Source organism: Listeria cossartiae subsp. cossartiae, assembly GCF_014224155.1.
In the GTDB taxonomy this organism is placed as follows: domain Bacteria; phylum Bacillota; class Bacilli; order Lactobacillales; family Listeriaceae; genus Listeria; species Listeria cossartiae.
This window is the reverse complement of sequence record NZ_JAASUI010000003.1, coordinates 304,480-324,267: the sequence shown is the minus strand read 5'-3', so window position 1 is coordinate 324,267 and position 19,788 is coordinate 304,480. Positions and strand designations below refer to the sequence as shown.

The 19,788-nt window shown below is 37.9% G+C and carries 22 protein-coding genes; 10 read left to right on the top strand and 12 right to left on the bottom strand.

Annotation, left to right across the window (positions count from 1 at the left end):
- Window positions 1–95: 95 nt before the first annotated feature.
- Complete coding sequence (gene hemQ / locus HCJ30_RS11275; protein ID WP_185392228.1) at window positions 96–851, bottom strand: hydrogen peroxide-dependent heme synthase; 756 nt, start codon at window positions 849–851, stop codon at window positions 96–98.
- 83 nt (window positions 852–934) lie between these two features.
- On the bottom strand, window positions 935–1,165 hold the full coding sequence (locus HCJ30_RS11270; RefSeq protein WP_185392227.1) for a helix-turn-helix domain-containing protein: 231 nt from the start codon (window positions 1,163–1,165) through the stop codon (window positions 935–937).
- 122 nt (window positions 1,166–1,287) lie between these two features.
- On the opposite strand from HCJ30_RS11270, the gene HCJ30_RS11265 reads away from it, so the two are divergent.
- Both HCJ30_RS11265 and manA read left to right on the top strand, forming a co-directional pair.
- Complete coding sequence (locus HCJ30_RS11265; RefSeq protein ID WP_185392226.1) at window positions 1,288–2,019, top strand: NADPH-dependent oxidoreductase; 732 nt, start codon at window positions 1,288–1,290, stop codon at window positions 2,017–2,019.
- 79 nt (window positions 2,020–2,098) lie between these two features.
- Window positions 2,099–3,055, top strand: a complete 957-nt coding sequence (gene manA / locus HCJ30_RS11260; RefSeq protein ID WP_185392225.1) for a mannose-6-phosphate isomerase, class I — start codon at window positions 2,099–2,101, stop codon at window positions 3,053–3,055.
- 71 nt (window positions 3,056–3,126) lie between these two features.
- On the opposite strand, the gene HCJ30_RS11255 is transcribed toward manA, so the two are convergent.
- From HCJ30_RS11255 to HCJ30_RS11245, 3 genes are read right to left on the bottom strand one after another with little or no spacing between them, the layout of a single operon-like run.
- Entirely contained in the window at window positions 3,127–3,921 is a 795-nt protein-coding gene (locus HCJ30_RS11255; protein WP_185392224.1) for an alpha/beta fold hydrolase, read from the bottom strand.
- 41 nt (window positions 3,922–3,962) lie between these two features.
- Window positions 3,963–5,096 (bottom strand): N-acetylglucosamine-6-phosphate deacetylase, encoded by a 1,134-nt coding sequence (gene nagA, locus HCJ30_RS11250; RefSeq protein WP_185392223.1) that lies wholly within the window; start codon window positions 5,094–5,096, stop codon window positions 3,963–3,965.
- Window positions 5,097–5,101: 5 nt separating this feature from the next.
- Window positions 5,102–5,863, bottom strand: coding sequence for a DeoR/GlpR family DNA-binding transcription regulator (locus tag HCJ30_RS11245; protein WP_185392222.1), 762 nt, complete (start codon window positions 5,861–5,863; stop codon window positions 5,102–5,104).
- Between the two features lie 237 nt (window positions 5,864–6,100).
- On the opposite strand from HCJ30_RS11245, the gene HCJ30_RS11240 reads away from it, so the two are divergent.
- Window positions 6,101–6,955 carry a metallophosphoesterase gene (locus HCJ30_RS11240; RefSeq protein WP_185392221.1) on the top strand — a complete coding sequence of 285 codons (855 nt, stop codon included), beginning with the start codon at window positions 6,101–6,103 and terminating at the stop codon, window positions 6,953–6,955.
- Between the two features lie 30 nt (window positions 6,956–6,985).
- On the opposite strand, the gene HCJ30_RS11235 is transcribed toward HCJ30_RS11240, so the two are convergent.
- From HCJ30_RS11235 to HCJ30_RS11225, 3 genes are read right to left on the bottom strand one after another with little or no spacing between them, the layout of a single operon-like run.
- Window positions 6,986–7,168, bottom strand: a complete 183-nt coding sequence (locus HCJ30_RS11235) for a FeoB-associated Cys-rich membrane protein (protein ID WP_003724531.1) — start codon at window positions 7,166–7,168, stop codon at window positions 6,986–6,988.
- Between the two features lie 6 nt (window positions 7,169–7,174).
- Window positions 7,175–9,169 (bottom strand): ferrous iron transport protein B, encoded by a 1,995-nt coding sequence (feoB, locus tag HCJ30_RS11230; RefSeq protein ID WP_185392220.1) that lies wholly within the window; start codon window positions 9,167–9,169, stop codon window positions 7,175–7,177.
- Window positions 9,166–9,393, bottom strand: coding sequence for a FeoA family protein (locus HCJ30_RS11225; protein WP_003722363.1), 228 nt, complete (start codon window positions 9,391–9,393; stop codon window positions 9,166–9,168). Before HCJ30_RS11225 ends, feoB begins: the two co-directional genes overlap by 4 nt.
- Window positions 9,394–9,715: 322 nt before the next feature.
- On the opposite strand from HCJ30_RS11225, the gene pta reads away from it, so the two are divergent.
- The gene (gene pta, locus HCJ30_RS11220) at window positions 9,716–10,693 is read left to right on the top strand and encodes a phosphate acetyltransferase (protein ID WP_185392219.1); all 978 of its coding nucleotides are present in this window, start codon (window positions 9,716–9,718) and stop codon (window positions 10,691–10,693) included.
- Between the two features lie 78 nt (window positions 10,694–10,771).
- Here pta and HCJ30_RS11215 read toward each other — a convergent pair whose 3' ends face one another.
- Together HCJ30_RS11215 and HCJ30_RS11210 are read right to left on the bottom strand one after the other, a co-directional pair.
- Complete coding sequence (locus HCJ30_RS11215; protein WP_185392218.1) at window positions 10,772–11,389, bottom strand: NAD(P)H-dependent oxidoreductase; 618 nt, start codon at window positions 11,387–11,389, stop codon at window positions 10,772–10,774.
- The gene (locus HCJ30_RS11210; RefSeq protein WP_185392217.1) at window positions 11,386–12,036 is read right to left on the bottom strand and encodes a transmembrane-type terpene cyclase; all 651 of its coding nucleotides are present in this window, start codon (window positions 12,034–12,036) and stop codon (window positions 11,386–11,388) included. The genes HCJ30_RS11215 and HCJ30_RS11210 overlap by 4 nt, the downstream gene beginning before the upstream one ends.
- Before the next feature lie 123 nt (window positions 12,037–12,159).
- Here HCJ30_RS11210 and HCJ30_RS11205 point away from each other — a divergent pair, with 123 nt between their 5' ends.
- The 4 genes from HCJ30_RS11205 (at window position 12,160) to HCJ30_RS11190 (ending at window position 14,523) form a co-directional block, all read left to right on the top strand.
- Complete coding sequence (locus HCJ30_RS11205; protein WP_185392216.1) at window positions 12,160–12,696, top strand: TetR/AcrR family transcriptional regulator; 537 nt, start codon at window positions 12,160–12,162, stop codon at window positions 12,694–12,696.
- A gap of 27 nt (window positions 12,697–12,723) precedes the next feature.
- Entirely contained in the window at window positions 12,724–13,188 is a 465-nt protein-coding gene (locus tag HCJ30_RS11200) for an NUDIX hydrolase (RefSeq protein ID WP_185392215.1), read from the top strand.
- A 226-nt stretch (window positions 13,189–13,414) separates the two neighbouring features.
- Complete coding sequence (locus HCJ30_RS11195) at window positions 13,415–14,083, top strand: hypothetical protein (protein ID WP_185392214.1); 669 nt, start codon at window positions 13,415–13,417, stop codon at window positions 14,081–14,083.
- Entirely contained in the window at window positions 14,083–14,523 is a 441-nt protein-coding gene (locus tag HCJ30_RS11190; RefSeq protein ID WP_185392213.1) for a hypothetical protein, read from the top strand. Before HCJ30_RS11195 ends, HCJ30_RS11190 begins: the two co-directional genes overlap by 1 nt.
- 48 nt (window positions 14,524–14,571) lie before the next feature.
- Here HCJ30_RS11190 and pdxT read toward each other — a convergent pair whose 3' ends face one another.
- Together pdxT and pdxS are read right to left on the bottom strand one after the other, a co-directional pair.
- Window positions 14,572–15,138, bottom strand: coding sequence for a pyridoxal 5'-phosphate synthase glutaminase subunit PdxT (gene pdxT, locus HCJ30_RS11185; RefSeq protein WP_185392212.1), 567 nt, complete (start codon window positions 15,136–15,138; stop codon window positions 14,572–14,574).
- 1 nt (window position 15,139) lies between these two features.
- Window positions 15,140–16,027 (bottom strand): pyridoxal 5'-phosphate synthase lyase subunit PdxS, encoded by an 888-nt coding sequence (gene pdxS, locus HCJ30_RS11180; protein ID WP_185392211.1) that lies wholly within the window; start codon window positions 16,025–16,027, stop codon window positions 15,140–15,142.
- Between the two features lie 126 nt (window positions 16,028–16,153).
- Between pdxS and HCJ30_RS11175 the strand changes: the two genes are divergently transcribed.
- Together HCJ30_RS11175 and HCJ30_RS11170 are read left to right on the top strand one after the other, a co-directional pair.
- Window positions 16,154–17,599 (top strand): aminotransferase-like domain-containing protein, encoded by a 1,446-nt coding sequence (locus HCJ30_RS11175; RefSeq protein ID WP_185392210.1) that lies wholly within the window; start codon window positions 16,154–16,156, stop codon window positions 17,597–17,599.
- Window positions 17,600–17,779: 180 nt separating this feature from the next.
- The gene (locus HCJ30_RS11170) at window positions 17,780–19,786 is read left to right on the top strand and encodes a BglG family transcription antiterminator (RefSeq protein ID WP_185392209.1); all 2,007 of its coding nucleotides are present in this window, start codon (window positions 17,780–17,782) and stop codon (window positions 19,784–19,786) included.
- Window positions 19,787–19,788: the final 2 nt, after the last annotated feature.

Genomic DNA, 19,788 nt, shown 5'->3' with positions numbered 1-19,788 from the left:
ACAAAAATGTTAGTTTTATGAAGTAAAAAAACCGAAATCTATACAAATAAATCCATAAAAATCGATTTATTTACTAGAATTCCGGTTTGTATTTATTAGATGGTAAACAATTTGGAGAGATTTTCGGATGGTAGTAGGTTGCCGATGAAGAACGAACCAAATTCAGCATAGCGAGCACTTGCTTCATCAAAGCGCATTTCTGTCACGATGCGTTTAAACTCAAGCGCATCATCTGAAAATAAGGTAACGCCCCATTCGTAATCATCAAAGCCGATAGAACCACCGATGATTTGCTGCACTTTTCCAGCATAGCTTCTGCCAATCAAGCCGTGGTCGCGAATCAGTTGTTGGCGTTCTTCCATTGGAAGCATGTACCAGTTATCTGCCCCATCGCGTTTTTTACTCATAGGGTAGAAACAAAGATGCTTTTTAGGTGGGAGCGCTGGGTAAAGTCTCGCGCGGACACCTTTATTTTGATAAGGATCTTCGCCGCCAGCCATATGGGACGCAAGATAGTTACTTAATTCCACTACAGATATATAGGAATAAGTCGGTAATAAATAGTCAGCAATCGCTAATTTATTAAAACGATTTTCGACTTCATTTAAAGCTTCTAAGGAATCACGTAACGTGAAGAATACTAAATCTGCTTTTTGACCAAGGATGCTGTAAATGGTATGTTCGCCTTCACCGATATTTTTAGTAATTTCCATATCACTTAAAAAATGGCTTAACTCGTCTAACATAATTTCTTGATTAGCTGGATTTAATTCACGCCATGCTGCCCAGTCAATCGAACGAAAATCATGTAGACAAAACCAACCGTCTAACGTTTTTACTGCTTCATTCATTATGTATCACTCCTTGTTTAGAATATCACTAACTAAAGTGTAACATATGGAAAGTAGTTCGTCCGTTTCGCTGTTTGTGAAATTTACGTTTCGAACGGACGGTATTTTTCGCGCAAGCTTTGTTGATTTTCGAGCCGAAGTTCAATATCAATTCGGTGAAAGAGAACCATATTTCCTTTTTTCGTAAAGGGGAGTACCTCGCGTTTTGCCAAGGAAAGGAGTGCTTGCTTAGATATGCCTAAGTAAGTCGCGGCTTCATTCGCAGTCAGGAAGTTTTCTTCAAGCCATTTAAAATCTATTTGTTGTTGGCGCACATCTTTTCACCTCTTTTTCTTTAAGTGTAGAAAATATCTGGCAGAAATACAAGAGAAAACATTAACAATTGCCTAAAAACAAGCTATACTTTAACTAAATGATAAATCTAGGAGGCATAAATATGAATGACGTATTAACTTTGCTAAGAAATCATCGCTCTTTTCGTAAATATAAACAAGGGGTCGAGATTCCAGAAGAAAAGCTAGATGCGATTATCCGAGCAGCTCAAGCAGCCCCGTCGTGGATTAATGGTCAACATTATTCCATTATTGCGATTAAAGACCAAGACCGTAAAAATAAAATGGCCGAACTTTGCGGGAATCAACCATACATAGCGGAATGTTCCGTATTTCTTTGTTTTGTAGCAGACTTCCATCGTGTAAAAGTTGCTAGTGACATGCACGGTAAAAGCTTCCAAATCGCTGCGGAAGAAGATTTACTGATGGTTGCGGCAACGGATATCGGGCTTTGTATGCAAAATGCTTTAACAGCCGCTGAGTCGCTTGATTATGGGACAATTTGCATTGGTGGCTTGCGCAGAAATATTACGGCAACATCCGAATTTTTAGGCTTACCAGAATTTGTCATGCCAGTTGTCGGACTTTGTATCGGTGTTCCTGATGTCGAAGCGCCAGTAAAACCTCGTTTGCCGAAAGAAGCAGTTTATTTTGAGGAAATGTACCAAACTGATGTGATGCCTTTACTCGAAGCATACGACCAAGAAATCATTCCTTTTTCAGAGCGTGAGGGCTTTGTTTCTTACACGGAACGTTTAGCAAAATTCTATGACAGACCATATTATCCGAATTTAACCGAACAAATAAAAGAAAGAGGCTTTTTAGGCGGAAAATAACTAGCATCTTCACGATAGTTAGTATATACTTTTAATTGACAAAACCCAGCAAAATTGCTGGAATGGAGGTAATTTTATAATGACAGAAGCATTGTTTTTAAACCCTGTTTTTCAAGACCGAATTTGGGGTGGAACGAAATTACATGATTACTTTGGTTATGATATCCCGTCTGATACTACTGGAGAAGATTGGGCGATTTCCGCTCATCCGAATGGTCCTTCCGTAATCAAAAACGGCGCATATAAAGGCAAAACATTAGCGGAATTATGGCAAGAAAATCCTGCCCTTTTTGGCAATCCGACAGAAGAGGTTTTTCCGCTATTAACAAAAATTTTGGATGCGAATACGGATCTTTCTGTACAAGTCCATCCAAATGACGAATACGCAAAAGTACATGAAAACGGCGAACTTGGCAAAACCGAATGCTGGTATATTATCGACTGCGCGCCTGGTGCGGAACTAATTTACGGACATAAGGCAGCCAGCAAAGAAGAATTCGCTACTTGGGCAAAAAATGGCGAATGGGATAAATTGCTTCGTAAAGTGGCGATTAAACCAGGCGAATTTTATTACGTTCCAAGTGGTACGATTCACGCGTTAGGTACTGGCACGTTGGTACTTGAAACACAACAAAGCTCCGACACAACTTACCGTGTATACGACTATGACCGTAAAGACGCAGAAGGAAACTTGCGCGAACTTCATTTAGATAAAGCGATTGATGTTACAACGGCACCTCACGTGGATGCGAAACTAGATATTCGTACTGAAACTCGTGGCGGTTTGACAGAAACGACTTTTGTTTCCAATGACTTCTTTAGTGTTTATAAATGGGAAGTGGATGGCAAGGCTGAATTTACAGCTAAAGCGCCGTACACGTTAGTTAGTATTTTAGACGGAGAAGCGGTACTTACGATTGATGGGAACGAGCAAGCGATTAAAAAAGGGGATCATTTCGTTTTACCAAATGAGGTGAAAGCTTGGGAAGTAACTGGTGAAATCACAGCGATTGTTTCTACGCCTCCTGTAAAATAAAAAATAAGCAGAAATCATTGTATAAAGCCATTTTCGACAATGGCATATACAAGATTTCTGCTTTTTTATTTCTATTTTGAGTTACTTAGGATGAATGTATTAATATAGGTATCGATTTCGATTTTATGTTTTTCTGCATCAATGGTCTTAGGCGTGAGTTCATAATAATTAGCATTTTTCATATTACGTGCATAAAATAAACTGTATTCCATCGGATGAATCACATCATAGTTATTTGCAAGTATAAGTGTGGGAATCGTTAAATTAGTTAACTCACTTTTACTTTTTATTGGGCTATCTCTAGGTATATCAATAAATTTTTTAAAGTAATTAACAGAGGCGGCATCTTCAAAATATCGTTTAAAAGTATCAATTGCTTTAGGGTAAGTAGCTTTTATCGATGGAAATATCGGATCCTGCTCAAATAACTGAGAACCATTTTCTCTAGGCAAATACTTACTTACAGTACTAAACCATTCTATCACTTCTTTTTTCATCGGCTCATCTGTCGCAGAACTCCTAAGTAATATAAGTCCCATCACTTTATTTTCTGCATGGACTGCCAAATTCACTGCCACACCAGCCCCCATAGATAATCCTCCGATATAAAAACGCTGTATTCCTAAATAATCCATTAACGCTAATGCATCACTTGCCAATCTATCGTAGCTAAGTTTTCTGGAATCATGTCCGCTTTTCCCATGACCTCTTTGATCCAATGAAATTAATTGGATTTTTTCATCATTGTTAAATGTTTCAAAAGCAAATTTTAAATTATCACCTAGTCCATGAAGAAACAAAAAGGGGATACCTTTTCCTTGTATTTCATAGTTAAAATCAATTCCTTCGTGTTTGAATACTGGCATATTTTATAATCCACTCCTTTGATGATATTGGTCCAGTCAATTTAGTATTTTTCACCATTAATCCACGTACTTAGAACTTCGAATTTTTCATCAAGTAAAACCAAGTCAGCGATATAACCTTTTTCAATTCGACCAAAATTTTTCATTCCTAAAATATCTGCGGGTGTATTTGCTGCCATTTGAATAGCGTCTTGTAAGTGAATCCCAAATTCATTACTTAACTTTAAGGATTTATTCATCGTCACGGTACTTGAAGCTAATGTCCCGTCTTTTAAGCGTGCGATGCCGTTCTTAACTGTTACTTGGTGACCGCCAAAAATATACTCCCCGTCGCCAACTCCCATTGCTTGAAGGGCATCGGTTGTGAGAACCATTTTATCTGGTCCTTTAATTTTATGAATGAGACGCACGATTCCAGGATGAAGGTGGACCCCGTCAACAATGGTTTGAACGCTTACCGAATCATTTTCCAAGGCTGCTGTAACAAGTCCTGGTGCCCGGTGATGAATGGCTGGCATAGCATTAAAGCAATGTGTGATGTGAGTTGCTCCTTGTTCGAAAGCATTCTGCGCCTCTTCATAAGTGGCATTGGAATGTGCAATGGCGACAACAACGCCTCTTTTTTTCAAGAAGTCAATGAGTTCGATACCCCCAGGCAATTCTGGCGCAATCGTGACCATTTTTATCAGACCATCTGCTTCATCGAAAATCTTTTTCATTTCTTTTAAATCGGGGTGTCTTAAATAGGCTGGATTTTGCATTCCTTTTTTTTCTATATTGAGGTAGGGGCCTTCTAAATGAATTCCTGCAATTTTGGCACCTTTCTCTTTTCCAATTACTTTTTTGGTTTGCTTAATCATTTGAATCAAGTCTTCAAAAGAGGAACTAACCGATGTTACTAGGAAGCTAGTACATCCTGTTTCCGCACAAGCCATCGAAACAGCTTGGATACTTTCTGTTGAGCCATCCATCATATCGTAATTATTTGCCCCATGAATATGAACGTCAATCATTCCGGGAATTAGCAACTGTCCATTTCCATCAAAAGTTGGCTCATCTGAATACTTTTCAGGCGTAATCGAACAAACTTCTTTTATCAAATTTCCTTCTGTAATAACTGTTGCATCGATTAATTCATTTTCTTTGTAAATTTTTACATTTTTGATAACGGCCATTATTTTCACAATCCTTTCAAAGAGATAACTTCTACTTCTTTAGAAATAAGGTGCTGCATTAAATCTTTTGGCAAAGGCTGATCTGTTATTACGGCATCAATTCCAGAAAAATCAATTTTGGAAGCTGCCTTTTTATTCACTTTTGTACTATCAATTAGTAAAAATACTTTTTCGGAATTTCTGATAATCTCTTGCTTCATGTATACATCTGTAAGTTCTGAATAAAAGATACCATCTTCCGTTAGTCCAGCTCCGCCAATAAAAGCCAGATCAAAATTAAATTGTTTGAGTTGGTCTAAAACGGGCTCGCCTGATAATACACGCGAATGGAAGTTGAAAAAACCACCGAGCAAGTATACTTTATTATCTTGATTCTGAGATGCAGCTATGGCATTATCCATCGAATTCGTTACTACTACTAAATCATGTTGCTCGAGCTCTGATGCTAAAAAATGAACGGTGGTAGAAACATCTAAATAGATTGTCATATGATCTTTTATCGTTTTACCAGCCGCATGAGCAATCTCTTGTTTCTGTGCGCTCTGTTTCACTAATCTACTAGTATAACTTTCTATTTGCGGTTTTAAAATCGGTTGTGACACGCCACCTGGATATCGTTCCGCAAGTCCACTTTCCACTAATTTTAAAATATCTCGCCTTGCTGTATCTTTGGAAATGGAAAAAATTCGCATAAGTTCTTCTTGAGAAATCGTTTTTTGTTTCTCTAACAGCTTCAGTTCTTCCACTATTCGTTCTTTTTGGTTCATAATTTCACCAACCTCGTTTAATTTATTTTAAGTTTATTTAATCATTTAATAAGTTTTTATAAGTTAATTATATACTTTATTCATTTTATGTCAACTTATTATTCTTCTGTTTTCAATTTTTTGGGGTGAGTTTTTCGTGCTTTTTGAGTCAGTACCTAATCTAGGTTATAATGAAAGTAATTGTGATTGAAAAACCTTTAAAAGATTACAAAAAATGGACAACATAGAGGTGGGAAAATGTCTTTAAAAATGAAATGGATTATAGCAGTTATTCTTATCGTTCTACTTTTAGTTGTGGGGTGGTTTCTTGGGACTCGGTTGACGGTAAAAAAATACGAAGTGAGTTCTGCTAAAATTGACCAAGAGATTAAAATCGTGCAATTATCGGATTTGCATTTTAGTGAATTTGGGAATAAAAACGAAAAATTAGTAGATAAAGTAGTTGCGCTACAACCAGATGTGATTACGATTACGGGGGATTTATTTGATAGGCAAGGCGATAGTGTTCCTAAAGAACTTATTGAAAAATTAACGAAGATTGCGCCAGTTTATTATTCGCCGGGAAATCATGAATATGATGTGAAAGGTGCGTATGAGAGCGACTACAAGCCTTTTTTAGAAAAAATGGGTGTGGTTAACTTGGAAGATAAAACGGCTACTATCGATGTTAATGGGCAGAAATTTCAAATGTCTGGGTTGCGGAGTAGTGCGAAATTAGATTATGACTATCCTTATTATAAGGAAGGTTTAGCCGAAATAAAAAGCCAGCAAGATTCAGCGTATTATCAAGTTCTTTTGTCCCATATGCCAGATTATTTTGAGCTTTATGTGGAAAATGGTTTTGATTTAACGTTAAGTGGTCATACGCATGGTGGGATTGTGCGGATTCCGTACACGAATATTGGCGCGATTGCTCCGGGGCCGCAGCGAGTTATTTTGCCAGATTATGTTTACGGGAAGCATACGAAAGATGGGAAGACGATGATTATTTCAGCAGGACTTGGCGCAGGTAGTTTTAATCAAAAAGCATTTCCTCGGTTAGGGAATCCATATGAAATTGTTGCGGTTACGATAAAACCGGAGACAAAATAGAAAAAAGAGCCTTAGAAAAGGCTCTTTTTTCTATTTAAATATATGATCCAAATTTGTATGCTCGTCTGACTCGCAATTGCAGGCTTTTTCAAGTTCACAGCCGCCACATTTTCCTTGTTTACTGCGTTTGATAAATTTAATAATCGCGTAAATAGTGTAGCCGAAAATTGCGCCGCCAAGTAATAAATTAACCATTATACTCACGAAAAACATCCCCTCTTAAACGAATAGACTACCAATTTGATAAACGAGAAATACTAATACGTAGGCTGTAACAAGTGGATAAGCGACAGCAAATGCGGTCCATTTCCACGAACTAGTTTCTTTTCGAATCGCTGCAACCGTTGCTAAACAAGGGATGTAAAGCAAGATGAACAACATAAAGCAATAAGCCGAAAGTGGCGTATAGAAAGTGCCAACGATGCTGCCAAGCGAACTTTCTCCAACTGCATAAATAATTGCCATTGTGGAAACGACTACTTCTTTTGCTAGAAAACCAGGAATAAGGGTGGCTCCCGCTTGCCATGTTCCGAAACCAAGTGGAACGAGTAGCGGAGCGAGCATGCCTCCGATGATTGCTAAGAAACTTTCGCCCATTGGAACATCAAGTCCAGATGGACCAGCGTAATTTAGCAACCAAATGATAACCGAGCCTGCAAAAATGAATGTTCCCGCTTTACGCAAGAATCCTTTTCCTTTTTCCCACGTGCTGCGCCATAAAGTTTTAAGTGATGGTAGGCGGTAGGGCGGTAGTTCGACGACGAATACGGAATTATCTTTTTTAAGTATTGTTTTTGAAAGGATTTTAGTGACAATGAGTGCCATTAAAATACCGATAACGTAAAGTGAAAGTACTACGAGCGCCTGATGTTTCTCGAAAAACACGCCTACAAAAAGAGCATAAACAGGAAGTCGCGCGGAACAGGACATAAATGGTGAAACGAGAATAGTTAGTGTTCGTTCTTTGGATTCTTCAATCGAGCGCGCCGCCATAATTCCAGGGACATTACAACCAAAGCCAATAATCATCGGAATAAAAGCTTTCCCATTTAAGCCGAAAATCTCCATTACCCGGTCCATAACGACTGCTATTCTGGCCATATATCCGGAATCTTCTAAGATAGAAATGAAGAAGAAAATAACCAAGATTTGTGGGACGAAGACAAGCACTCCTCCGACACCAGCAATGATACCATCTGTGACCAAATCAGTGATAAATCCAGATGCGCCAATGGCTGTTAAAAAGGATGTTACGGAGTCCGTCAGCGGCCCGCCAATAAAACCATCGAGCAGATCAGATAGCGGTGCGCCAACCCAAGTAAAGGTTATTTGGAAAATCAACCACATAATACCAAGAAAAATAGGAATGCCAAAAAACTTGTGGGTGAAAACTTTATCGAGTTTGTCGGATAGTGGAATATCCGAATGGCGAGTATATTCGACCGAGGTTAAACAAATATCATGAATGTAATTCACACGAACTTGGTGAAAATGATTTTCTAGTTTACCGTCAAGCGCAATTTCGAGTTCTGTGCGGATATGTTTTAATTGCTCCAAAGCAGGGCATTTCGCTAAAAATTCTTCTGTGACTTCATTTTTAGAAAGAAATTGAACAGCAAGCCAGCGAGATTGTTTGGCAGGAATCATGTCTTTTATTAAAGCTTGGATTTCAGTAATCGCTTTTTCCGCGGGTTCCCCATATGGTAAAACAAGTGGAATCGCGGGAGCTACGTGTTTTTCTGACAAAGTAGATAAAATATCGTCTGTACCTTTTCCAGAACGAGCAACTACTGGCAAAATCGGAATGCGCAATTGTTTGGCAAGGTTCTGGATGTTTAGATGAATACCGCGACCGGCAGCTACATCAATCATATTCAGTCCCATCACAACGGGTGCGCCGAATTCGAGTAATTGAATCGTTAAATTTAAGTTGCGCTCAATTTGCGAGGAATCGACAATATTTAACATACAATCAAATTTTTCTTCTAATAAAAAACGAGTGACAACTGTTTCATCACGAGAAATCGGATTTAAGTCATAAATACCAGGTAAATCAATTAATTTTCCTGTTTTTGAGCGCAACGTACCGATTTTCTTTTCGACGGTTACGCCGCTCCAGTTCCCTACATATTCATAAGAGCCTGTTAATGCATTAAATAAAGAAGTTTTTCCGGTATTTGGGTTTCCGAGTAAACAATAAGTATTTTGACTCATCTGCGTTCCACCATAATGGCACAAGCATCACATTGACGAATACTAATATATTGCCCTTTTGTTTCAAAAGTACAGGGACCACCAAATAGTCCTTTTTGTTTGATACAAATATCACAACCTTCATCGCAACCGAGTGCAAGTAGGCGACGTTTGAGCATGGCGTTCTCGATTTTTAATTCTGAGATGCGCACTTTTTCACCGACAGCAGTTTCATTTAATTGCATAAGCTAGTAGGCCTCCTTTTATGTTATGTATTGAACATGATAATCATTATCAACTATGTTCATTTTATCACGAACAGACTTTAATATGAAGTGTTTTTTTTTTGGATTTATTAGTAGAATAGCAAAATAGTAGGGTATAACAGCAAAAAAACTTCTGCGTAGAACGATGCTCTTTTCCCTAAGTAGCATGCCTTTTTCCCTCTGTATTGATACACGAAAATAAGTGCTGGAGCTGTTTTTAATCGCTTTTTTTCTGTCAAGTTGCGCTTTTTTATAGTAAAATGGTAACTATAATATGTATATTAATGGAGGCAATTAACACATGAGTGATTTATTTACTACAATCAAAGGACAAGTTACTGGGAAAAACGTGCGCATTGTATTACCTGAAGGAACAGATGAACGTATTGTTGGAGCAGCTGCACGTCTGCAAAAAGAAAATATCGTACAACCAATTTTGCTTGGAAACAAAGCGGAAATTGAAGCAAAAGCAAAAGAAATTGGCGTTTCAGTTGAAGGAATCGCTATTCACGAACCTGCGATCGATCCACTTTTTGATGAATTAGTGGATGCATTTGTAGAACGTCGTAACGGTAAAGCAACTGAAGAAGCTGCACGTAAAATGCTCGTTGATCCAAACTATTTCGGCACAATGCTTGTATACACAGGAAAAGCAGAGGGTCTTGTAAGTGGCGCGGCTCACTCTACTGGTGACACTGTTCGTCCAGCACTACAAATTATTAAAACAAAACCAGGCGTAAGTAAAGTTGCCGGCGCGATGATTATGGTTCGCGGCGAAGAACGCTACTTATTCAGTGATGTAGCTATCAATATTGCACCAGTTGCAGCGGACTTAGCGGAAAATGCGATTGTTAGTGCGGAAACAGCAGAAATCTTCGGCATTGACCCACGTGTTGCGATGTTAAGCTTCTCTACAAAAGGTTCTGCAAAATCCGATGAAACGGAAAAAGTGGTAGAAGCAACAGCACTTGCAAAAGAAAAAGCACCTGAATTAACGCTTGATGGTGAATTCCAATTTGACGCGGCATTTGTTCCAACCGTTGCGGAGAAAAAAGCACCAGGTTCTGTTATTAAAGGGGACGCAAATGTATTCATCTTCCCAAGCCTAGAAGCAGGAAACATTGGCTACAAAATTGCGCAACGTTTAGGTAACTTTGAAGCAGTTGGACCAATTTTACAAGGCTTAAATGCACCAGTTAATGATTTATCTCGTGGTTGTAATACAGATGACGTTTATAACTTAACGTTGATTACTGCGGCACAAGCAGTGAATAAATAAAACTTGATTGATGGTTAAAAATAATAAAGCAGGAATCTTGTATAGAGCTAAAAAAAGCGTCCCATACAAGATTTCTGCTTATTTTTCTATTTTGTGACTAAAAGCATCTAGTAATTTTTCTCTATCGTTAGCACTCAGCTTATGCACTGCGGAATAATTAAGCCATTTCAATTTATGAAAGCCCATTTTTCTAAAAGTCCCTCTAAAGGCAATTTTAGTAATTGGATTGCCAAACATAAATTTATAAATCAAGTGAGGAGTCGCCATCACTGTCACCATTTTTACTTTTTTTAAATTAACTAAATTATTTTTGAATAGTTTTTTTCCGTTTACTTCTTCGTAAATAATTCCTTTGGCAATTACTTTATCAAAAAAGCCTTTCATCATCGCAGGCATTGCTTCCCACCAAATAGGGAAAATAAAAAGGAGTTCCTCGGCAATCATTATTCGTTCTTGATAATTCTTAATTAAGGGATGATTTACTTCTTTTTTGCGCCAAGCTATTAAGTCCTCTTTATGCATTACTGGATCAAATCCGTCCTTATGAAGATCAATAACATCCACAATATAACCCTTTTGTTCGTATTTTTCTTTTGCTTGAAGTAACAATGCTGCAGAGAAACTTCGGTTATGCGGTTCATTAAAACATGCATCACCAGTGTAAGGGTGGTCAAAAATGATACAAATCCGTTTCATAAAACCCCTCCGTTTCTTGTTAATTTATTTTCTGTGGATTTTCTTTTTTTCAAGAAAATAATATATAAAATATCAAAAATACTGCAAAGAAAACCGCAAATAAGGATATAGACATTAATCTCTTGTAAAAGTCCCATTAGTAATGCTGGAGCGAGTGTACCAATCCATTTAGAATACGCCATTAATAATGTTTGTCCCCGTGTATTGTGGCGTTGGAAAAGCATAGTTAAAAATAAAATAGACATGGCGACGTTTTGCATAAAAGCGGAATATTGCGCAGCTGGAATTGGGTCAAAACTAAAATAAAAAGCAAGCTGAATGGCAAAACCTGTAATAAATACAAGTATGCTAAATGGAATAAAATATTTTTTTGCATTTTCAGGAAAGTATTTCTTTCCGTATTTAAAGTAAGTGTAAACAATAATTAAATCGAAGCAAGCCCATATTAGATTGACTAATCCTTGTACACCAATGCTATTAGAATTAATTACTAAATCGTTTATGGAATAAATAACCTCCCAAGCAAAATTTAGACTTAAAGCAAATAACGGCATGGCGTAGGTTTTGTGTTTTATCCCATTTCGGATTAATTCTATATAGACAATGGTCCAAGCAATACCACTCAATAATGTTAAAAATAATGTCATCATTTATCCTCCTTCATTTTTCATTAGGTGTTACATATGTTACAGTTAATAGTGTATTACTTGTCATTTCATAAAACAAGATACACTTAGTCATGATTTGTTACACTTTGAGGAGGAGTTCCAATGGATGAAAATAGACAGGCTATGTTGAGTAAGAAATGGATTATAGAAGCTTTACTAGATCTTTTAAAAACAAAACCATATGCGTCGATTACAATTACAGAGATTACTAAAAAAGCAGGAGTTGCCCGCTTAACTTTCTATCGGAATTTTGATAATAAAGAAGAAATTTTACTTACGAGATCTAATTATTTGTTTCAAGAATATTTTAATGAAATACAGAAATCAGGAGGAATGATTGATATAAAGAATGCTTTGCTACAATGTTTTACCTATTGGAAAAGAGATACAGAGGTAATGGAACTCCTTATCAAAAATAATCTCATTTATTTACTGGATCAGCCATTCTATTCTTTTTTAGAAAAAATAATGGAAGAAGTTCCAGCAATAAAAGGATTAAATGAGATACAAAAAACCTTTATTTTAGGTGGTTTAACGAGGACAATGCTTCAGTGGATTTCAACTAAAAACACCGATTCACCGAAGCAAGTGACAGCATCTATTTTGAAGTTACTTGACTTAGAGCATTTAACAAATTAACAGAAGAACATTAAGGAAGGTGAAAAAATGAGCAACTATATCAAATGGATCAGAGAAAAAGTGGGGCAAGATAAAATTATTTTAAATTTTGTAAGCGGTGGTCTTCGGGATAAGCAAGGAAGGATACTTCTACAAAAAAGAACCGATAAAAAGGTTTGGGGATTCCCTGGAGGGGCCATTGAATTAGGACAATCTTTTGAAGAAGCAGTCATTAGAGAGTATTTAGAAGAGACGGGGATTCTTGTTAAAGTGAAATCATTAGTTGGTATATATTCTAATTATGAAGATAGTTATCCGAATGGGGACAAAGTTCAGCCGATTTCAGTGTTTTTTGAACTGTGCTATGTAAGTGGGGAGTTATCTGTTCAGGATGAGGAAACAATGGAGTTGCAATTTTTTGATGAGGCTGAGATACCTAAGTTAGTTAATGAACAGCATGAGGATTTCCTTGCAGATTGGAAGGAATTTAATGGACAAGTACTTATACGATAAAAATTTAAAATAGCAATCCATTTAATCGACATATTTTGGTCGAATTTACAGTAATTGTTGGTCTGTTTTTAGGAAATTTATTTGGAAACGAAATACTATACTGAAATAATGGATAAAAACTTGTAATTTCCAATTTTAGTGAGCAGTTTTATTTTCTGAACTGTCTTCACAGAAAACTTTATTAACTACATTAAATCTACTAGATGAAAAGAAAGGGTTGGAAAAGTTGGATCAGAGTATAGTTAAGTGGGTAGCTCTTTTAGGTGTTGCTGTATTTGTTGGAGCTGCTATTTTTTTATCAAGGAGAATAAATGATAAAAGAAAAACTAATCTTCGTCAGGAATTTGAGCTTAAGTTTCCTATGTTTAAGGTGTTCTTTAATCGTTCTAATACTGTTATCGAGGAGATTGGGACACCAATATTAATGTTAAAAAGAAGTAGTGGTGGGCACTTCATTCTCCCTATTTTTATATGTTTGATAGCTTTTTTAATTGGTTTTTTTTATAGAGACTCTTTCAATGCTAAACTAATTATCCTTTCTCTTTTGGGTTTATGGTTTGTTTGGTCTACGTTAAGTGCTACCAAGTATGTAAATGTATATAACGGTGCTATAGTTCACGGTAATTTAATTACAAAGAAAATTATTTGGTTTCATCGTATAGATTCTATTGAAGCAAAATTATACGATTACAATGGGGTTATGGACGCTAGACAAGCACAAGTATATCGAGTGTATGAAGTGAAACGTGGTGACAAAGTAGTGTTTGATATTTGGGAGACGCAGTTTGCTAGTGCTAGATTAATTGAAAAATGCTTTGATACCGAAAATCCTTTTGTTCAGGAGATTCAAGAAAGTTTTGATTCAGGTAATTCACATTATAGGGAGGGCTTCTAATGATTCAAAATACTGGAGAATTAATGATGTATATAGGAGGAGCGCTAGTTTTGGCTTATCCTATTGGCGTACTTATTATTAACATTCTGCACTCATCTACAAAAGGGAGATTTCGTCCTACTAGCACAATGGGGATTGTTTTAGGCCTTTGTGTAGTAGCGGGAATTGTACTTATGTTTGTTGGGGATTCTTATCGAAAAGATATTAGTAAGGATGTTATGGTTTCTTATTACGAAAAAAATATCCCTTATGAAGATTTGACGAAGGCACAAAGAAAAAATATCGATGTTTCGATGATTGATATTAGTAAAATGAGCAAGGCTGGCGAAGATGTATCGAAGTATCTTCCAGCTTTGGAGAAATACACGTATGAATTTTATATTTCTGAGGGGATTCCGGAAAAAGATGCGAAATCATATATGGAATCTTTGGTAAAATAAATAATAAAAAACACAGCAGAATCATATTTCAGATTCTGCTGTGTTTTTTTATACCATTTTTTCGAGGAAGTAGCGCATCCAACGATTGTCATTAGTTAGTTCTGGATGGAAGGCGGTTACGAGAATATTCGCTTGTTGGGCAGCGACGATTCTCTCGTCAATGGTTGCTAATACAGTTACTTCGTCGCTCGGTTCTATTAAGTAAGGAGCACGGATAAACACGGCTTCAAAAGGAGTGGTACCAAATGCTTCTACATTTAACTCGGCTTCAAAGCTTTCTTTCTGCCGACCAAAACCATTGCGAACCGCGGTAGCGTCAAGTAATCCAAGACTTTCTTCGCCACTTTCAATTTCTTTGGATAAAAGCACAAGTCCGGCACAAGTCCCAAAGATAGCTTTCCCTTCCTTTGCAAATGCTCGGACTGGTTCCATTAAATCATAACGCTTCATAATCTTGCGCATCGTCGTACTTTCTCCGCCGGGTAATACAAGCCCGTCAAGTCCATCTAAATCGTTTGGATGCTTTACTTTAAAAGCAAGAGCACCGGCTGATTCAATCATTAGGATATGTTCATCAACTGCACCTTGAATTGCAAGGACACCAATTTTTTTCATATTAAATGCTCCGATCTTGCATTCTGTCTTCTTGGTTAAGGCGAGACATTTCGATTCCTTTCATCGGGGAACCTAGCTCTTTGGACAGTTTTCCGATTAACTCATAGTCAGTATAGTAAGTTGTAGCTTGGACGATAGCGCTAGCGAATTTAGCTGGATTGTCGGATTTGAAGATACCAGATCCAACGAAAACGCCGTCTGCTCCAAGTTCCATCATTAGTGCAGCATCAGCGGGAGTCGCAACACCACCAGCAGCAAAATTAACGACCGGAAGTTTGCCAAGTGTTTTAATTTCTTTGATTAATTCATATGGAGCACCGAAGTTTTTAGCGGCAACCATTAATTCATCATCTGTCATGCCAGCAATTTGGCGGATTTGGCCGTTTACTTGGCGCATATGGCGGACAGCTTCGACGATATTACCAGTTCCGGGTTCACCTTTTGTACGGAGCATGGCAGCACCTTCACCGATACGGCGGAGTGCTTCACCGATATCACGGCAACCACATACGAAAGGAACAGTGAAATCTGATTTTAATAAATGGAATTCATCATCGGCTGGCGTTAATACTTCACTTTCGTCAATATAATCCACGCCCATTGCTTCGAGGACGCGCGCTTCTGTAATGTGACCAATGCGAGCTTTTGCCATAACGGGGATAGAGACAGCGTTCATTACTTCTTCGACAATGCGAGGATCGGCCATACGAGCGACACCACCGGCTGCACGAATATCAGAAGGAACCCGTTCAAGTGCCATAACAGCCACTGCACCAGCTTCTTCCGCAATTTTTGCTTGTTCGGCATTGACTACATCCATAATGACGCCACCTTTTTGCATTTGCGCCATACCACGTTTTACACGATCTGTACCAACTTTTTTCTCCATATTAATAACCTCCATCAAAGTTAATTGAAATTACCTGACTATTATGATAAGCTAAAAGCCATTTCGTACAAACAGCCAATTGGATGTTGTTTTCTCCATCCAATTTATATAGGAGGAATGGTGTGGATGTGGCAGCTAACTGGAAATTCGAGTTTACCGATTTATTTACAAATTGTTGATTTAATCGAAACGAAAATTATGAATGGCGAACTTTTGCCAGAAGAAAAATTGCCCCCGGAAAGGCAGTTGGCGGAGTTGTTCGGTGTGAATCGTTCGACGGTTGTGCGGGCGCTTGATGAACTGACGGCGCGGGCTGTTATCATCCGCAAACAAGGAAGCGGAACGACGGTTAATGCGGAAAAATGGGGGCTTTTTGCGGGACAGTCAACGAATTGGCGCCATTATTTAACACAAGGTGGTTTTACGCCAGCAGTTCCTTATATTCGCCAAGCCGGCGTGATGGAACGAGTGGACGCGGAACGGGTCATTGATGCAGCGAGCGGTGAACTACCACTAGAAATGACGCCGAAAATGGAGACGCCAAGCCTTTCGTGGCAGTCTTTTATTGCAGAAGAGCAGTATGAAGACGAGGCAGGTTACAGACCTCTGCGTGAAACCATTCAAAAACAAATGAAGGCGGCACATGGGTTAGAATCGCGACCGGAGCAAATTTTGATTACGTCTGGTGCGCAACAAGCACTCTTTTTAATTACGCAATGTTTATTAAAACCGGGTGATGCTGTTGCGATTGAGTCGCCGTCTTATTTTTATTCGTTATCGTTATTTCAATCAGCGGGCTTGCGGATTTTTGCTTTACCAATGGACGAGGATGGCGTGATTATTTCTGAGTTGCGCGATTTATACCATAAACATCGTGTCAAAATGGTATTTGTTAATCCGACATTTCAAAATCCGACTGGGCTAGTGATGAGTTTGAAGCGGCGCAAAGAACTTGTGAAAATTTGCGCTCACTTGCAAATTCCGATTGTGGAAGATGATCCTTTTTCAGAATTGGCTGCGCTCGATAGCCGAATTCCGGCGCCGTTAAAGCAACTGGACACGGATAATGTTTTATATATCGGCTCACTTTCAAAAATCATGGGATCAACTACGCGAATTGGTTGGCTAATCGGACCAACCGCAGTGATTGAACGGCTCGCGCTCGCAAGGCAAGAGATGGATTTTGGTTTAAGTATTTTTCCGCAAGTTTTGGCTAACGGTGTTTTAAATACGGCGGGGTATAGTAGCCATTTAAAACAATTGCACCATGTTTTAGAACAGCGCCGCGATAACTTAATTGAAGCTTTGGATGAAATTTTACCAGACGAGCTGACTTTTATTAAACCAAAAGGCGGATTTCATTTATGGGTGAAATTACCAATTGAATTTCGCGCGATTCGTGATTTTGATATTTTTTTAGCGAATGATTTACTCGTGATGCCTGGATTTTTATTTGGCGTAAAAGAGACGGTCATTCGTGTGACTTATGCGCGACTTGAAAAGGAAGAAGCAAGACGTGTTGCGACAATAATAAAACAAATTTTACTAGAAAAAAAGTGTGATGAAGCGTGATTTAATGCTGATTCGCACTTTTTTCATATTCCCCTTGAATACCTTCTAATCTATAATAGAAAGTAACCCGGAAATGTCACTCATCACAATAAATCTTTCTGCCAAAAGCGAAGTTGTGATGAATCAGCATTTTTATGTAAGGGTTATCATTTACTATTAATATAAGGGAGGGGAAAGTAGATGGAACAGAATTGTAAGGAATTAATTACTTATCTGCTCTTGAATCGGCAAGTGAATCTTAGAAATGTTTCCAAAAATTTTAAGGTATCAAAAGAAGCAATTAGCGCACAGATTACACAAATAAACCATCTACTAAAGTCAGAACCAATTTTAATTGACCATGACATGATTTTTGTTACAGATGTATGTAGAGAAGCTTGTTACCGGCTTTTAACAGCAGAAGAGCAACAGCTGTTTTCGTTTTATGAGGTAAATATTCGTCGCAAACTAATTATGATTAAACTACTGCTTCACAATCATTACATGTCACTCGGCGCGCTTGCGGAATACGTTTATGTAAGTAAAAATACGATGTTAACAGATGTGAAAAGTATCAAGGAAAGCTTGCATGAATTCGAAATACAACTAGATTACTCACGAAAAGATGGTTATGCAGTTTCCGGTTCAGAATTTCTGATTCGTAATTTACTGGCGGAACTCATTCGCGAAGTCGTTCAGACCCCGTACGGAAAATTCGTACTTGATGAAAAGAAGCTCATTACAGTCAGCGAAGTCTTTTTACTAAAGAAACGACTGGAAAAAGTCGAAAGTAAACTCCAAATTACATTTACAGATGAACAAATGGAAGAATTGCCCTATATCCTCCATGGCATCATCAAACGGTCCAAAGTAACAAATAAAAAATGGACATTTAAAATTGAAATGTATGACATCAAAAATACCCGTGAGTTCCCGATAATGAAAGAAATGTTTTGGGGTTATGACTTTTTAAGTGAAAATGATTTGCTTTACTTATCTTTACAAGTACTCGCTTCGAACTTAGTCGAGTCGGCGCTTCATTTCTCAGACAGTGAAGAAATCGCCTACGCAGTTGATGAGTTCATCCGCTTACTAGAAATGTATTTTGCAACCGAAATCATGAAGAAAAATGAATTTAAAGAAAAAGTGATTTTACATGTCAGACCAGCCATTTACCGGACGATTTTAGGTTTTCAAATCAATAACCCACTTAAAAAACAATTTATCAAAGAATACACTCCAACATTCAACATTGTAGAAAAAGCCTCTAAACCTTTTGAAAAATTGGTTGGCCATAAGTGGTCAGAAGAGGAAATTGTGTATCTTTCGATGATAGTTCTTGGATGGATGTATCAAATCGAGGAAACGGAACAGCCGATTTTCCGCGCAGTCGTCCTTTGTAAAAGTGGTACATCCATTTCCAAACTACTGTTAGAAAACTTGAAAATGATGTTTCCAAATATTGATTTTCAAGGAGCTTATGCGGTGCGGCAATTAAATACCGTTGCACGTGATATCGATTTTATTTTTACGACCGTTCCAGTCCAAAGCGACGCCACCATTTTCGTGATCCCGTCGATTTTAAGTAAAGATAGCCGGCAAATTCTCAGAGAACAAGTCGATAAAGCCATCGAAATGGACAGTCATAAAAAAACCAAAGAACTACTCGCCATGTTAAAAGATGAAATTCCGGAAGAAAATATTCGCTTAGTGCAAGCAAAAGTAGAATCGTTTTTTAGCAAAAAAGAGCAGCCCGTGGAGAAAAAAGAACCCGAACAAATGCGGATTACCGAAAAACAGGTTCATTTTTTAGAAACGTCACTTGAATGGGAGGGGCTCGTTTCGGCGGCATTTTCACCGATGTTACAGCGAGGAACGGTGGATGCTAGTTACATTCAAACGTGCGAAGAAATATTCTATCAAAATTATGAGCAGATGATGATTGGACCGAACATTTATTTACCTCATGCTAAACCAGCGAATGGGGTCATCGAGCAAGATATTCAGTTGATGATAATGAAAGCGGACACAAGAACACCAGAGAACGAAGCAGTCAAAATCATGATTGCGCTAGCCCCATCCGAACAAAACAAACACATACCACTATTACTAAAATTGAACGAAATTTTCTTACAGCCAGAAAGACTAGCGGAACTACTCGCGTCAACTAACAAAAAGAAAATCGTTGAAATCCTTGAAAGGGGGTGAGC

Bases quoted from the DNA above. Each gene is read 5' to 3' on its own strand.
- HCJ30_RS11175 (WP_185392210.1), top strand. From the start codon at position 16,154: ATGTGGCAGCTAACTGGAAATTCGAGTTTACCGATTTATTTACAAATT.
- HCJ30_RS11225 (WP_003722363.1), bottom strand. From the start codon at position 9,393: ATGCAATTAAATGAAACTGCTGTCGGTGAAAAAGTGCGCATCTCAGAA.
- HCJ30_RS11245 (WP_185392222.1), bottom strand. From the start codon at position 5,863: ATGAACCAAAAAGAACGAATAGTGGAAGAACTGAAGCTGTTAGAGAAA.
- HCJ30_RS11255 (WP_185392224.1), bottom strand. From the start codon at position 3,921: ATGCCAGTATTCAAACACGAAGGAATTGATTTTAACTATGAAATACAA.
- HCJ30_RS11205 (WP_185392216.1), top strand. From the start codon at position 12,160: ATGGATGAAAATAGACAGGCTATGTTGAGTAAGAAATGGATTATAGAA.
- feoB (WP_185392220.1), bottom strand. From the start codon at position 9,169: ATGAGTCAAAATACTTATTGTTTACTCGGAAACCCAAATACCGGAAAA.
- HCJ30_RS11215 (WP_185392218.1), bottom strand. From the start codon at position 11,389: ATGAAACGGATTTGTATCATTTTTGACCACCCTTACACTGGTGATGCA.
- HCJ30_RS11210 (WP_185392217.1), bottom strand. From the start codon at position 12,036: ATGACATTATTTTTAACATTATTGAGTGGTATTGCTTGGACCATTGTC.
- pta (WP_185392219.1), top strand. From the start codon at position 9,716: ATGAGTGATTTATTTACTACAATCAAAGGACAAGTTACTGGGAAAAAC.
- HCJ30_RS11170 (WP_185392209.1), top strand. From the start codon at position 17,780: ATGGAACAGAATTGTAAGGAATTAATTACTTATCTGCTCTTGAATCGG.
- HCJ30_RS11200 (WP_185392215.1), top strand. From the start codon at position 12,724: ATGAGCAACTATATCAAATGGATCAGAGAAAAAGTGGGGCAAGATAAA.
- HCJ30_RS11265 (WP_185392226.1), top strand. From the start codon at position 1,288: ATGAATGACGTATTAACTTTGCTAAGAAATCATCGCTCTTTTCGTAAA.
- hemQ (WP_185392228.1), bottom strand. From the start codon at position 851: ATGAATGAAGCAGTAAAAACGTTAGACGGTTGGTTTTGTCTACATGAT.
- HCJ30_RS11190 (WP_185392213.1), top strand. From the start codon at position 14,083: ATGATTCAAAATACTGGAGAATTAATGATGTATATAGGAGGAGCGCTA.
- pdxS (WP_185392211.1), bottom strand. From the start codon at position 16,027: ATGGAGAAAAAAGTTGGTACAGATCGTGTAAAACGTGGTATGGCGCAA.
- nagA (WP_185392223.1), bottom strand. From the start codon at position 5,096: ATGGCCGTTATCAAAAATGTAAAAATTTACAAAGAAAATGAATTAATC.
- HCJ30_RS11240 (WP_185392221.1), top strand. From the start codon at position 6,101: ATGTCTTTAAAAATGAAATGGATTATAGCAGTTATTCTTATCGTTCTA.
- pdxT (WP_185392212.1), bottom strand. From the start codon at position 15,138: ATGAAAAAAATTGGTGTCCTTGCAATTCAAGGTGCAGTTGATGAACAT.
- manA (WP_185392225.1), top strand. From the start codon at position 2,099: ATGACAGAAGCATTGTTTTTAAACCCTGTTTTTCAAGACCGAATTTGG.
- HCJ30_RS11235 (WP_003724531.1), bottom strand. From the start codon at position 7,168: ATGTTTTTCGTGAGTATAATGGTTAATTTATTACTTGGCGGCGCAATT.